9 protein-coding genes are annotated in these 13,003 nt (G+C 75.2%); 6 read left to right on the top strand and 3 right to left on the bottom strand.

Features of this window, described 5'->3' with window-relative positions; all coding sequences use genetic code 11:
* Nucleotides 1–2: 2 nt before the first annotated feature.
* The 5 genes from CRV15_RS19285 to CRV15_RS19265 all read left to right on the top strand — a co-directional run bounded on the left by CRV15_RS19285 (nucleotide 3) and on the right by CRV15_RS19265 (nucleotide 8,671).
* Entirely contained in the window at nucleotides 3–1,340 is a 1,338-nt protein-coding gene (locus CRV15_RS19285; protein ID WP_003960503.1) for a hypothetical protein, read from the top strand.
* On the top strand, nucleotides 1,337–3,925 hold the full coding sequence (locus CRV15_RS19280; RefSeq protein WP_003960504.1) for a serine/threonine-protein kinase: 2,589 nt from the start codon (nucleotides 1,337–1,339) through the stop codon (nucleotides 3,923–3,925). Before CRV15_RS19285 ends, CRV15_RS19280 begins: the two co-directional genes overlap by 4 nt.
* Nucleotides 3,926–3,928: 3 nt before the next feature.
* A complete protein-coding gene (locus CRV15_RS19275) occupies nucleotides 3,929–5,533 on the top strand; it encodes a protein phosphatase 2C domain-containing protein (protein ID WP_003960505.1) in 1,605 nt (534 codons plus the stop codon).
* A 242-nt stretch (nucleotides 5,534–5,775) separates the two neighbouring features.
* Entirely contained in the window at nucleotides 5,776–7,134 is a 1,359-nt protein-coding gene (locus tag CRV15_RS19270) for a vWA domain-containing protein (RefSeq protein ID WP_003955791.1), read from the top strand.
* 166 nt (nucleotides 7,135–7,300) lie between these two features.
* On the top strand, nucleotides 7,301–8,671 hold the full coding sequence (locus CRV15_RS19265) for an FHA domain-containing protein (protein WP_009996230.1): 1,371 nt from the start codon (nucleotides 7,301–7,303) through the stop codon (nucleotides 8,669–8,671).
* 200 nt (nucleotides 8,672–8,871) lie between these two features.
* Here the strand turns inward: CRV15_RS19265 and CRV15_RS19260 are convergent, their stop codons facing one another.
* Entirely contained in the window at nucleotides 8,872–9,960 is a 1,089-nt protein-coding gene (locus CRV15_RS19260) for a methyltransferase domain-containing protein (protein ID WP_009996231.1), read from the bottom strand.
* 169 nt (nucleotides 9,961–10,129) lie between these two features.
* Here CRV15_RS19260 and CRV15_RS19255 point away from each other — a divergent pair, with 169 nt between their 5' ends.
* The gene (locus tag CRV15_RS19255) at nucleotides 10,130–10,534 is read left to right on the top strand and encodes a globin (RefSeq protein ID WP_003955788.1); all 405 of its coding nucleotides are present in this window, start codon (nucleotides 10,130–10,132) and stop codon (nucleotides 10,532–10,534) included.
* A gap of 29 nt (nucleotides 10,535–10,563) precedes the next feature.
* On the opposite strand, the gene CRV15_RS19250 is transcribed toward CRV15_RS19255, so the two are convergent.
* Together CRV15_RS19250 and solA are read right to left on the bottom strand one after the other, a co-directional pair.
* Nucleotides 10,564–11,745, bottom strand: a complete 1,182-nt coding sequence (locus CRV15_RS19250; RefSeq protein ID WP_003960509.1) for an aromatic ring-hydroxylating oxygenase subunit alpha — start codon at nucleotides 11,743–11,745, stop codon at nucleotides 10,564–10,566.
* An 11-nt stretch (nucleotides 11,746–11,756) separates the two neighbouring features.
* Entirely contained in the window at nucleotides 11,757–12,989 is a 1,233-nt protein-coding gene (solA, locus tag CRV15_RS19245) for an N-methyl-L-tryptophan oxidase (protein ID WP_009996232.1), read from the bottom strand.
* Nucleotides 12,990–13,003 lie beyond the last annotated feature (14 nt).

Raw genomic sequence — 13,003 nt, 5'->3', positions numbered from 1 at the left:
CGATGGGCGTCGCGGAAGCGGCCTCCGGGTCCGGCGCGAAGGTCCCGGGGCGGACGATGGACCGGGACGAGGTGGATCGCGCGCTGGCCCGCCTCGGCGCGGAGCACGAGGCGGTCGAGACCTCGCTGCTCGCCCTCCAGGACCACGCGGGCCGCAGGCTGCTGGAGGGGGCCGAGCTGACCGGGGTCACCCGGGACCGCTGGGTCACCACGGAGGAGTCGGTCTCCCGGCTGTGGGACCTCTTCGACGCGTACACCGACGCGCTCACCGGGCTGCGCGAGGTCCGGGCGCGCCACCGCTGGCCCGGCCGGGACGACCTGGTGGAGCTGACGGACCGGCTGCTGGGCCGCCGGGTGGTGGTGGCGGCACCGCCGGGCCGTATCGGGCTCGCGGCCGGCGGACCGTCGCGGCTCACCGAGGAGTTCACCCTCCACGAGCTGGTGGAGCGGATGAACGAGCTGTACGCCGCCTCGCTGGACGTCGTGGTGACGGCGGACGCGGTCTGGTCGGCGCTGCCCGCGCGGATCGACCTGCTCGCGGCGGAGCTCCAGCGGACGCGGTCGCTGGCGCACGCGGCCGGGGTGCGGCCGGGGGAGCACCCCGCCGGGGACGAGCTGGAGGAGATCACCCGGGAGCTGACCGGTCTGCGCGCCCAGGTGATCTCCGATCCGCTGGCCTTCTGGCGTCCGGCGCCGGGCAGTTCGGCCCCCGGCGGCGGCCGTCCCGACACCGAGCGCTACGACATCGCGGCCCGGGCCCTGGACGAGATCCGGCGGGAGGTCGAGGCCGTGCTCCAGGTCCGGCAGGACTCCGAGCAGCGGCTGCTGCGGCTGCGGGACGTCCTCTCCCGCGCGGACCGCACCCTGGCGGAGGCGCGGAACGCGCGGGGCGAGGTGCTGGCGAAGATCGCCGCCTCGGAGGTGCCGGTGGTCAGCGGTCCGCCGACGGCGCTCCAGGAGCGGCTGGCGCTGGCGGCGGAGTACCGCAGAGGGGCCCGGTGGCACCGGCTCTCGCCGCTGTTGGAGGCGCTGGAGCAGGAGGCCGAGAGTGAGCTGCTGCGGGCCCGGGAGTCGCTGACGGCGGTGACCGCGCCGCTCGCCGTCCGGGCGGAGCTGCGGGGCCGGCTGGACGCGTACCGGGCGAAGGCGGTCCGCCACGGGTGCGACGGGGATCCGCTGCTGGTCGAGCGGTACGACCAGGCGCGCCGGATGCTGTGGAGCGCGCCGTGCGACCTGCGCGCGGCCGAGCAGGCGGTGCTGCGCTATCAGTGGGCGCTGGCCGACGTGCTGGGCGGCCGGGAACCCGGTCCCGGTCCGGTGGACGCGAGGGGGCGGCAGTGAGCGGCGAGCCCTGTCTGCGGCCCGGCTGCGAGGGGCGCTACGAAGACGTGGGGGCCATGGGGGCCGCGGGCGGCGGGCTCTACTGCGATGTCTGCGGGCTGGCGCCCGTGGCGGAGGCGGGCCCCCCGGAGCTGTCGGAGCCGACGGTGCGTTCGGCGCCGCCGGGGGCTTTGCCGGGCGCGGGGCGGCTGCCCCGGTCCCGGTCCGGTTCGGCCTCGGGCCGCGCGGTGTCCTCCCGGGGCTCGGGCTCGTCGTCCGGTCCGTCCGGCTCCTCCGGTCCGTCCGGGCGGGGCAGGCTGGGCGCGGGGCTGGTCTCCGTGCCCGGGGTGCCGCGCCCCGATCCGCGCGCGGCGGTGCTGGAGCACCCGGAGGTGCCCGAGCGCAGGCGGTTCTGCTCGCGGGGCGAGTGCGGCGCCCCCGTGGGGCGGGCGCGCGGTGGGCACGCGGGGCGCACGGAGGGGTTCTGCACCTCCTGCGGCCATCCGTACTCGTTCGCCCCCAAGCTGGCCGCCGGGGACGTGGTGCGCGATCAGTACGAGGTGGTGGGCTGTCTCGCCCACGGCGGTCTCGGCTGGATCTATCTCGCCGTGGACCACGCCGTGTCGGAGCGCTGGGTGGTGCTCAAGGGCCTGCTGGACCGGGGGGACGAGGACGCGATGGCGGCGGCGATCGCCGAGCGCCGCTTCCTCGCCGAGATCGAGCACGCCAACATCGTCCGCATATACAACTTCGTCGAGCACCTCGACGAGCGGACCGGCTCGCTCGACGGCTACATCGTCATGGAGTACGTCGGCGGCAAGTCCCTGAAGGAGCTGGCGGACGACCGGCGGGACGCCTCCGGGCGCCGCGATCCGCTGCCGGTGGAGCAGGCGTGCGCCTACGGCATCGAGGCGCTGGACGCGCTGGGCCATCTGCACAGCCGGGGCCTGGTGTACTGCGACTTCAAGATCGACAACGCCATCCAGCAGCAGGATCAGCTCAAACTCATCGACCTGGGCGCGGTCCGGCGGATGGACGACCAGGAGGGCGCGATCTACGGCACGGTGGGCTACCAGGCGCCGGAGGTCGCCGTGACCGGCCCGTCCGTCGCCTCGGACCTGTACACCGTCGCACGGACGCTGGCGGTGCTGACCTTCGACTTCCAGGGCTACACCACGGTGTTCGCGGACTCGCTGCCGTCCCCGGAGCACATCGCGGTGTTCCGGACGTACGAGTCGTTCTACCGGCTGCTGGTACGGGCCACGGACCCGGATCCGGCGCGGCGGTTCTCCTCGGCCGCGGAGATGGCGGAGCAGTTGACGGGGGTACTGCGGGAGGTCGTCGCGCTGCGGACGGGCACTCCGCGTCCGGCGCTGTCGACGCTCTTCGGCCCGGAGGTCCGGGTGGTCGGCACGGAGGTGTTCGACGCGCCGCCCGACGAGGTGTCACGGCTGGGTTCGCGCGCGGTCACCCGGCGGGAGCGGCGCACGGCACAGCTCCGGGCGGCGGAGGCCCGGAACGCGGCGGAGTCCCTGAGCACAGCGGCCCGGCTCGGCTCGGCGATCGCCCCGGTGGACGTCGGCGCGGCAGCGCTCGCCCTGCCCGTCCCCCGGGTCTCCCCGGACGACCCCCACGCGGGTTTTCTGGCGGGGCTGCCCGCGTCGGCACCCTCCGAACTGATCGCCGCACTGCGCTCGGTGCCCACGCCGTCCCCCGAGACCCGGCTGCGGGAGCTGCGCGCGCTGCTGGAGCTGGGCGATACGGCGGGGGCCGGGGCGGTGCTGATGGCGCTGGAGGCGCCCGGGTCCCCCATGAACGGCGGGACGGACGGGACCGGCGGAGCGGGCGGGACCGGCGGGGCCGATGGGACGGACGGGGCGGACGACTGGCGGACGGTCTGGTCGCGGGGGCTGGTCGCGCTGGTCGGCGGTGACCCCGGGACGGCGGCGCGGTCCTTCGACGCCGTGTACGACGTGTTCCCCGGGGAGCCCGCGCCCAAGCTGGCGCTCGGCCTGTGCGCGGAGGTGCTGGGCCACCCGGACGACGCGGACGCGTACTACCGGCTGGTGTGGACGACCGATCCCGGCCATGTGAGCGCGGCCTTCGGACTGGCCCGGGTGCGGCTCGCGGAGGGCGACCGCGCGGGGACGGTGCGCGTCCTGGAGTCGGTTCCGGAGCTGTCCGTCCACGCCACGGCCGCCCGGGTCGCCGCCGTCCGGGCGAGGTTGCGGCTGCGTGTCGCCGGTGAACCGGTTCTGGACGAACTGACCGCCGCGGCGGCCCAGGTCGCGGAGTTGGAGGCGGCGGGACTGGACCCGGTGCGCCGTGAACGACTGGCCACGGAGGTACTGGGGACGGCGCTGGACTGGGTACTCTCCGGAAGTCCCGGAGCCCAGCCGTCCGTATCGGCCCGGCCGAGCGCGCCGGGGCCCGGCGGTGCCCCCGCCGCGCCCAGCGCACTGCTCGGTCACGAGTTGGACGAACGTGGTCTGCGCTTCGGACTGGAACGCTCCTACCGGGCACTCGCCCGGCTCGCCCAGCGGGGCGAGGAGCGGATGAACCTGGTGGAGCGCGCCAACCGCTACCGCCCCCGGACGTGGGTGTGATTGATGTCGCCGCAGATGCACCGGCCCGACGCCGGCCCGATGTGCCCCGCCTGCGCGGAGCCGCTGGAGCAGAACGACCGCTACTGCGGGGCCTGCGGGCGGGAACTGTCGGGCTTCCCCGCCCCTCCCGACGGCCCCTGGCCCGATCAGCCCACCCTGATGATGGGCCACCACCCCGCGGTCGCGGCCCCGGGGCAGCCGTACGGCACTCCGCCGGGCGCGCCCGGACCGGACGCCGGGCACCACAGCACTCCGGCCGAACCACCGCAGTCGGGCGCCGCGCCGCCCCACGGCGCGCCCGGCACCGTGGGCGCCGTACCCGGCGGGCCGGAGGCGGATCACCACACCCTCTGGCCCACCGCCGGTGCCGTGACGACCGGTCAGCCCACGGCCCCGGCCGCGGCGCCGCAACCGGGGACGGTGCCCATGGCACAGACCGCGCACCCGGACGCCGGGCAGACCGGCGACCCCGGAGGCGCGGCGTCCGGAGCCGGCCCCGGCGGACCGGCCCCCGATCACCGGTCGGCCCCCGGCGGACCGCAGGCAGCGCGCCCCGCCCCGGGGCAGCCGTACGGCACCCCGCCGGGCGCCGGACCGCAGACCGCGCACCCGGACCCCGGGCGGACCACTCCCGGCGGTGATCCGCGGGACGGGGACGGGGTGCCCACGGCCCCGGTTCCGGTGGTGGGGCCCGTGTGCGTGCTGTGCCGGGCCGGGCGGGTCGGCGCCGACGGCTACTGCGGGAACTGCGGGCACGCCCGGCCCGCCGAGCGCGACCACCAGGAGCTGGAGTTGAGCTCGGTCGCGGCGGTCAGTGACCGCGGCCTGCGCCACCACCGCAACGAGGACGCCTTCGCCGTCTCCACCACGGCCCTCCCGGACGGCTCCCCCGCCGTCATCGCCATCGTCTGCGACGGGGTGTCCTCGGCGTCCCGCCCCGACGAGGCGTCCCGGGCCGCCGCCCGGGCGGCGGACGAACTCCTCGTGGAGCGGCTGCCGCGCGGGGTCCACCCGCAGCAGGCCATGCAGGACGCGATCGTCGCCGCCGCGGCGGCCGTCAGCGACCTCGCCGGGAACACCCCGGCGAACCCGCGCGCCCCCGAGGCGCACCACCAGTCGAACGCCCCGGCGTGCACCATCGTCGGCGCGATCTCCGCGGGCGGGCTCCTGGTGGTCGGCTGGGTCGGCGACAGCCGTGTCTACTGGGTGCCCGACGACCGCTCGCAGAACCCCGCCCGGCTCACCGACGACGACTCGTGGGCCGCCCAGATGGTGGCCGCGGGCCTGATGAGCGAGGCGGAGGCGTACGCGGACGAACGCGCCCACGCCATCACCGGCTGGCTCGGCGCCGACGCCTACGAACTCGACCCGCACACCGCCACGTTCGCCCCGGACCGGCCCGGTGTCGTCGTCGTCTGCACCGACGGGCTCTGGAACTACGCCGAGAGCCCCCGGGCGATGGCCCGCGCCGTCGCGCCCGACGCCGCGAACCGCCCGTTGCACAGTGCGCGCCTCCTGGTGGGCCACGCCCTCGACGGAGGCGGCCACGACAACATCACGGTGGCGGTGCTGCCGTTCCCCGTGGCGGTGCCGTCCGGGACGGTGTGACGGGAGAGCCGGAACAGCCCCGGGAAACCCAAGAAACCAGAGAAACCGGCGAGGCGGAACGAAGCGGAACGAGGCGGGGAGGAACGAGCAAGGCAAGCACCACGGGAGCCCGCGACGGGGCGGGCTCCCGGCACCAGGTACCGGCCGCGGGGCCCGGCCCCGGGCGGGGCCGCCGCCGTGCGGCCGTGCGTACCGCCCGATGTACGGACCACCCCGAGTGGAGCCCGCAAGGAGTCCAGCAGATGGCCAATTTCGCCAAGTCGCAGGTGCCGCAGTTCTCCGTCGACGTGTATCAGAACAAGTTCCTCCCCGAGGGCGGCCAGGAGGTGAACGCGATCGTCACGGTCACCTCCACCGGCGGCGGCACCACCGGCGGCGCCCCGCTGGGGACCGGCGCGGCCGGATCGCCGGAGGACGGCTCCGGCGGCCCGGGCGCCGCCGTGGTGATCATGGTGGACTGCTCCGGCTCCATGAACTACCCGGTGGCCAAGATGGACCACGCCCGGGAGGCCACCGCGGCGGCGATCGACAGCCTGCGCGACGGCGTGGAGTTCGCGGTGGTCGCCGGTACCCATCACGCCGTCGACGTCTTCCCCGGCGGCAGACGGCTCGCGACCGCCGACGCCACCAACCGCGCCCGCGCCAAGGCCGCGCTGCGGGAGCTGAGGCCCAACGGCGGCACCGCGATCGGCACCTGGCTCACGCTGGCGGACCGGCTCCTGTCCACCGCCCGCAGCGAGATCCGGCACGGCATCCTCCTCACCGACGGGCGCAACGAGCACGAGAGCCCCGAGGCGCTGCGGTCCGCGCTGGCCGCGGTGACGGGGCGCTTCACCTGTGACGCGCGGGGCGTCGGCACCGACTGGGAGGTCAAGGAGGTCGCCCAGATCGCCTCGGCGCTGCTCGGCACGCAGGACATCGTCGCCGATCCCGCCGGGCTCGCCGCCGACTTCACCGGGATGATCGAGAAGATCATGGGCAAGGGCGTCGCGGATGTGTCCCTGCGGCTGTGGACGCCGATGGGAGCGGAGATCCGTTTCGTCAAGCAGGTGGCGCCGACCGTGGAGGACCTGACCGCCCGGCGGTCCGAGGCGGCCGCCCGGACCGGGGACTACCCGACGGGCTCCTGGGGCGACGAGTCGCGCGACTACCACCTGTGCGTACGGGTCCCCGCGGCCGGGGTCGGCCGGGAGATGCTGGCGGCCCGGGTCTCGCTGGTCGTCCCGGCGCCGGGCGGGGGCGCCCCCGAGGTGCTGTCGCAGGGGCCGGTCCTGGCGGTCTGGACGGACGACCCGGCCAGGTCCACCACCATCGATCCGCAGGTGGCCCACTACACCGGGCAGGCGGAGCTGGCCCAGGTCATCCAGCTCGGCCTGGAGGCCCGCAAGCTGGGCGACGTGTCCGCCGCGACGGCCCGTCTGGGCCGTGCGGTGCAGCTCGCGGCGGCCTCCGGGAACGAGGACACTGCGAAACTGCTTTCGAAGGTGGTGGACGTGGTCGATGCCGCGACAGGTACTGTGCGACTGAAGGCCAAGGTCACCGAGGCCGACGAGATGACCCTCGAAACGCGCTCCACGAAGACCGTGCGCGTCACGGGGTAGTCCCGCCGGACGGTGCTCCGAGGCCGCGTGGGCGGTTCCGTGCGAGCGGTTCCGTGTGACGCGCTCCGCACCGGCGGACAGCAGGACCCAGCAGCACACGACGACGCACGAGACGCACGACACGACACGGCCCTCGGGCCGGACGAGGAGAGGGGGAAGCGCCTCCATGCCGACCTGCCCGAACGGACACCAGTCGGGAGCCGACGACTGGTGCGAGGTCTGCGGCCACCGCATGGCCGGTCCCGGCGCTCCGCGAACCGCCGAGGGCGGAGCCGTACCACCTCCCCCGCGGCCCGGCTACGGCCACCCGGCGGCGGGCGGCGGTCCGCACCCCACCGCGCAGGCGGAGCTGTGCCCCCAGTGCCGTACCCCGCGTGAGGCGATGGCGCCGTTCTGCGAGGAGTGCCGGTACAACTTCCTGACGCAGCGCGCCACCTCGTACACACCGATCGCGCCCGCCCCGCAGGCGCCGTCACCGGGATTGAATCTGCCGCCGGGCTTCACCCGGCCGCCGGGGCCGCAGGTGCCGCTCGCGCCTCCGCCGCCGGGGCCGCAGCGGCCGATGGCGCCGCCGCCCGGCCCGCAGGGTCCGGGGGCTCCCGGGGCGGCCCCGGGAGGCTTCGGGGACCCCATCGGCCAGGCGGGCCCCACGGGTCACACCGGTTACCCGGACCCCGTCGGCCACCCGGACCCCCTGAGCGGTCCGAACGCGCCCGGCGGTCCCGGCTCCGGCCCCACCGGGCCGGGCGGACCGGGCGCCGGTGCCGACCCGTTCGGCTACCACCCGTCCCGGCCCTCGCAGCTCAACCGGCCCGCCGAGGTGCTCGGCGAGGAACCGGGCCGGGCGCCCTTCCCGCCGGGTCCGGCCTCCCCGTTCCCGCAGGGCCCGGCGGCACCCTCGGGCGGTCCGGGCGCGCCGGACGGCCCCGGTGCCGCGCACGGCGCCTTCGCCCAGCAGCCCTCGTCCACCCCCACGCAGCAGCGGCAGCCGCCGTCCACGGACGACTGGATGCTGCCGCCGCCCGCGCAGTCCTCCTCGCCCTTCCCCCAGGGCCCGGGGCAGCCGGAGCCCGGACACCGGGACCCGGGGGCGGCGCCCGGCGGGCACCCGTCCCCCGGGTATCCGTCCCCCGGCACGTGGACCGCCGTCATCGGGCCGGACCGCGCGTACTTCACGGCGATGATGCAGCGCAGCGGCCCCGACGCGGACGGTCTCAACCTGCCCGCGTACGCCCCCGAGCAGAGTGTTCCGCTCTCCGGCGGCCAGCTCACCATCGGCCGCCGCAGGCAGTCCACGGGTGAGGCCCCCGACATCGACCTGTCGGTGCCGCCGGAGGACCCGGGGGTCTCGCACAAGCACGCCGTGCTGATGCGGCAGGCGGACGGGAGCTGGGCGGTCATCGACCAGAACTCCACCAACGGCACCACGCTCAACGGCGGTGAGGAACCGATCCAGCCCTATGTCCCGGTGCCGCTGAACGACGGCGACCGGGTGCATGTCGGCGCCTGGACGACGATCACGATCCGCCGCGACTGAGTCACCGCGCGCCCGGTGCGCGGGTCCGTACGGAACCCGCGCACCGGTCCGGGCCGGTCCGCGTCGGAGGCGGTCCGCGTCCGGTCACCGCGCTGCGTCCCGGCACGACCCGCCGCCGCCCCGGTCACAGCTCACCGCCCCGGTCACAGCTCGTCGTCCCGGTCACAGCCCACCGCACTGGTCACAGCTCGTCGTCCCGGTCACAGCTCGTCGTCCTGGCCGCCGAGCGGCCACACATACGGACCGGCGGGGTCGTCCAGCCAGGCCCACTGGCGGCGCCCGCGCACGGTGACCCCGAAGCGGTCCCGGTCCAAGCGGCGCTCCCGCCGCCACAGCGACAGCGCCTCATGCGGGTCGAGCCCGCCCGAACTGAGCTCCAGCAGGAAGCGGAAGAGATCGTTCTGCATCGCGCGCCGGGGCAGCGGCCCCCGCCGGGGCTCCGGCGCGGACGGCAGGCCCCGCAGCGGGACGAAGTACGCCGGGGTCCGCAGAAAACGCCCCTCCGCGGCGCGGCCCCCCGGTCCGCCGCGCACCCGCAGCACGACCAGCCCGGTGGAGAGCGGGGCGACGATCAGCGCGTCCGGGCGGCACTGCGGCAGCCACTCGTACGGGATGTACGGCACGGTGCAGGTGGCGATGATCCGGTCGAACGGGGCCCGCTCCGGGCAGCCCCGCGCGCCGTCGCCGACGACGGCCACCGGCCGGTAGCCCGCCCGGGCCAGATGGGCCCGCGCCGAGTCCACGATCTCCGGTTCGCTGTCGACCGTGGTGATCAGCGTCTCACCGAGGCGGTGGCAGAGCAGCGCGGCGTTGTAGCCGGTGCCGGTGCCGATCTCCAGCACGGTGTCCCCGTACCGCACCCGGAGCGCGTCGAGCATCAGCGCCATGAGCGAGGGCTGACTGCTGGAGGAGATCAGCTCCCCGTCGCGCACCCGGGTGGCGAGCGGACCGTCGTAGTACGCCCCTCTCAGCCAGCGCTCGCGCCGCACCGGGTCCGGGTCCTCGCCCCAGAGCCGTTCGTATCCCGGGGTCCGGCCCCCGGTCCGCGCCCCGCGCCGGTCACCGTCCTGGTCACCGCCCTGGTCAGCGCGCGGATCACCGTCCTGGTCACCGGTCCGGTCCAGGGTCTGCGGGACGAAGTAGTACGGGACGAAGAGATGCCGGGGCACCTCCTCGAAGGCGAGCCGCCAGAGCGGGTCGCCGAGCCCGCCGCCCGCCGCCATCAGCCGCACCAGGCCCCGCCGGGCCTCGGTGGCGGGCTCGGCGTACGGCTCCAGGTACGTCCCCATGCCTCCACTGTCCTGCACCGGCGGCCGCGCGGGCGAACACCCCACCGTGCCGGAATCCCGCGCCCGTGCCGGAATCCCGCGCCCGGCCCCGCTCCGCCGGGACCAGGGGCCCTTCACGGCGGGTCCTAGGGCCTCGGTCCTCGGCCGGGGCGTCTGAGACGATGGACGGGTGAATGAGATCCGGCGCGGCAGCCTTCAGGAGCAGACCTTCTACGAGCAGGTCGGCGGGGAGCCCACCTTCCGGCGGCTGGTGCACCGCTTCTACCAGGGGGTGGCCGGAGATCCACTGCTGCGGGCCATGTACCCCGAGGAGGACCTGGGACCGGCCGAGGAACGGTTCGCGCTCTTCCTGATGCAGTACTGGGGCGGGCCCCGCACCTACAGCGACGAGCGCGGCCACCCCCGGCTGCGGATGCGGCACGCGCCCTTCGCCGTCGACCGGGCCGCCCACGACGCCTGGCTGAAGCACATGCGGGACGCCGTCGACGAGCTGGAGCTGTCCCCGGAGCACGAGCAGCAGCTCTGGGACTATCTGGTCTACGCCGCCGCCTCGATGGTGAACACCCCGGGCTGAGCCCCGGCCCTCCGGCGGTCCCGCCGCCCTCAGGCGAGCATCCGGGTCACCCACGCGTGGAACTCCCCGATGTGGTGCTCGGCGGGGACGAGCACCCCGCCCGCCCGGTAGGCGCGGGACGCCATGCCCGGCTGGGTCCGCTCGCAGACGGCGAAGTCCTGCTCGTTGACCCGGTGGAACAGCTCCACGGAGTGCGAGAGATCGGCGCCGGACGCCACCACGTCGGGCGCGTACAGCCAGTCGCACTCGACGACCGTGCGGTCGTGCGCGTGCGGGAACATCCGGTGCAGGATCACATGGTCGGGCACCAGGTTGATGAAGACCTGGGGCCGGACGGTGATCGCGAAGTAGCGGCGGTCCTGCTCCTCGGCGAGGCCGGGAAGCCGCTCGAAGCCCGGACCGCCGTCGACCGTGAAGCCCCGCGCCGCCCCGGCGAAGGAGGCGCCCTGGCCGACCTTGGTCTGCGCCGCGTAGCCCCCGCCGAACTCCGGCAGCACGGCGACCAGTTCGGGGTGGATGGTCGAACAGTGGTAGCACTCCATGAAGTTCTCGACCAGCAGCTTCCAGTTGGCGCGCACGTCGTAGCGGACACGGTGGCCGAGCATCAGCCCCTCGGCGTCGTAGCGGTCGATCGCGGCGGGGTCGCCGAGCCGTTCGGTGGCCGCGCCCCGGACGTGCTCGTCGAAGGAGGGCGGCTCCTCGGCGAGACAGAGCCAGGTGTAGCCCAGCCACTCCCGCAGCGCGACCGGCCGCAGCCCGTAGGCGGTGCGGTCGAGGTCCGGCATTCTCGCCAGATTGGGGGCGGCGACGAGCGTCCCGTCGAGGTCGTAGCTCCACGCGTGGTACGAGCAGCGCAGCGTACGGCGGACCGTGCCCGACTCCCCGGCGCACAGCCGGGTGCCGCGATGGCTGCACACATTGAGGAAGGCGCGCAGCTCGCCCGCTGTGTTCCGGAGGACGAGGACGCTCTCCCGGCCGACGGTGACGGTGCGGAAGTCGCCGGGGGCGGCGAGTTCGGCGGAGCGCAGGACGCAGCACCAGAGGTTCTCGAAGACGGCCTCCTGTTCGCGGGCGAAGATCTCCGGGCTGCTGTAGGCGGCTCCGGGGAGGGTGGCGATCAGACTGCCGCCCGGGGTGGGTGCCGGAGCGCCGGGTGAAGCACCGGTGATACCGGAAGCGCTGGTGGTGCCGGGTCTCGACGGTTCTGCCATGGCGGTCTCCCTCAGGCGGGCGCGGGCGCGGCGAAGCGGCCGGGGTCGAAGAGCGCGATGGGGTGGCGGGTGGTGCCGTCCAGGGCGAGATCGGCCAGGATCTCGCCCACCACGGTGACGAACTTGAACCCATGGCCGGAGAAACCGCAGGCCACCGTGGTGTGCCCGGGGTGCTCCGGATGGCGGGCGATGACGAAGTGCTCATCGGGGGTGGTCGAGTACATGCAGGTGACGGCCTTGAGCAGGGTCCCGGGGAGGGTCGGCAGACAGCCGTCGAGCTGCCGGGCCATGGCCCGTACCTCGTGCTCGTGGACCGTGCGGTCGATCGTCTCGGGGGTGCAGGGGGTGCCGTTCCTCCGGAAGAACGCGGCCTTCGCGCCGCCGTCGGGTCCGTCGATGGCGGGGAAGCCGTAGACCTGGACCCCGGCGGCGTCCTCCCAGACATAGATCGGATGGCGGTCCGGCGCATACGGCCCGGTGCCACCGCGCGGCTGGAACCAGTACATGATCTGCCGTTCGATCCGGATCGGGACACCGAGGTCCGCGAGCAGCCGCGGGGCCCAGGCGCCGGGGCAGATCACCAGGTGTCCGGCGGTGTAGGTGTCCTCGGGGGTGTGGACCCGTACCCCGTCGCGGTACGGCTCCCAGCGGACGGCCGGTTCCTGGAAGTGCAGCTCGGCGCCGTGGCGGAGGGCGAGCTGGAGATGGGCGGCGACGGTGGACTCGGGCCGCAGCAGTCCGGCGCGGGCCTCGTAGAGGCCGATCTCGTTCTCGGCGGGGGTGAAGGTGGGGAAGCGGCGGCGGAGTTCACGGGCGTCGAGGAGTTCGTGCGGCAGCCCCCACGCCTCGGCGGAACGGCGTGCTCCGGCCACGGTGCGGGAGGCGGGCGTACCGACCATCACCCCGCCGCAGAGCAGCGCGATCTCGCGCCCGGTGTCCCGTTCGACCTGTTCGTACAGCTCATAGGCGCGCAGCAGCAGCGGTACATAGGCGGGGTCCTCGAAGTAGGACTGGCGGGTGACCCGGGAGCCGCCGTGGCTGGAGCCGTGGCGGTGCACCGGGCCGTGTTTCTCCAGGCCGAGGACGCGGGCGCCCCGGGCGGCGAGATGCGCGGCGGCGGCGCTGCCCATGCCGCCGAGCCCGAGCACGATCACATCGTGGGCGGCTTTCCGCCGGGCCGTCCGGGCCGCACCAGCCGTCCGGGCCGCGCCGGGTGTCCGGGCCGTCCTGGGCATCGGGGGCATCGCGGGGGTCCCTC

Origin of the sequence: Streptomyces clavuligerus (genome assembly GCF_005519465.1) — a bacterium.
GTDB lineage: Bacteria > Actinomycetota > Actinomycetes > Streptomycetales > Streptomycetaceae > Streptomyces > Streptomyces clavuligerus.
Note: the sequence above shows the minus strand (reverse complement) of the source record. Positions and strands in the feature narration are given on the sequence as shown.

Coding starts and splice junctions, on each gene's coding strand:
- CRV15_RS19260 (WP_009996231.1), bottom strand. CDS start 9,960: ATGGGGACGTACCTGGAGCCGTACGCCGAGCCCGCCACCGAGGCCCGG.
- solA (WP_009996232.1), bottom strand. CDS start 12,989: ATGCCCCCGATGCCCAGGACGGCCCGGACACCCGGCGCGGCCCGGACG.
- CRV15_RS19285 (WP_003960503.1), top strand. CDS start 3: ATGGGCGTCGCGGAAGCGGCCTCCGGGTCCGGCGCGAAGGTCCCGGGG.
- CRV15_RS19270 (WP_003955791.1), top strand. CDS start 5,776: ATGGCCAATTTCGCCAAGTCGCAGGTGCCGCAGTTCTCCGTCGACGTG.
- CRV15_RS19250 (WP_003960509.1), bottom strand. CDS start 11,745: ATGGCAGAACCGTCGAGACCCGGCACCACCAGCGCTTCCGGTATCACC.
- CRV15_RS19275 (WP_003960505.1), top strand. CDS start 3,929: ATGTCGCCGCAGATGCACCGGCCCGACGCCGGCCCGATGTGCCCCGCC.
- CRV15_RS19265 (WP_009996230.1), top strand. CDS start 7,301: ATGCCGACCTGCCCGAACGGACACCAGTCGGGAGCCGACGACTGGTGC.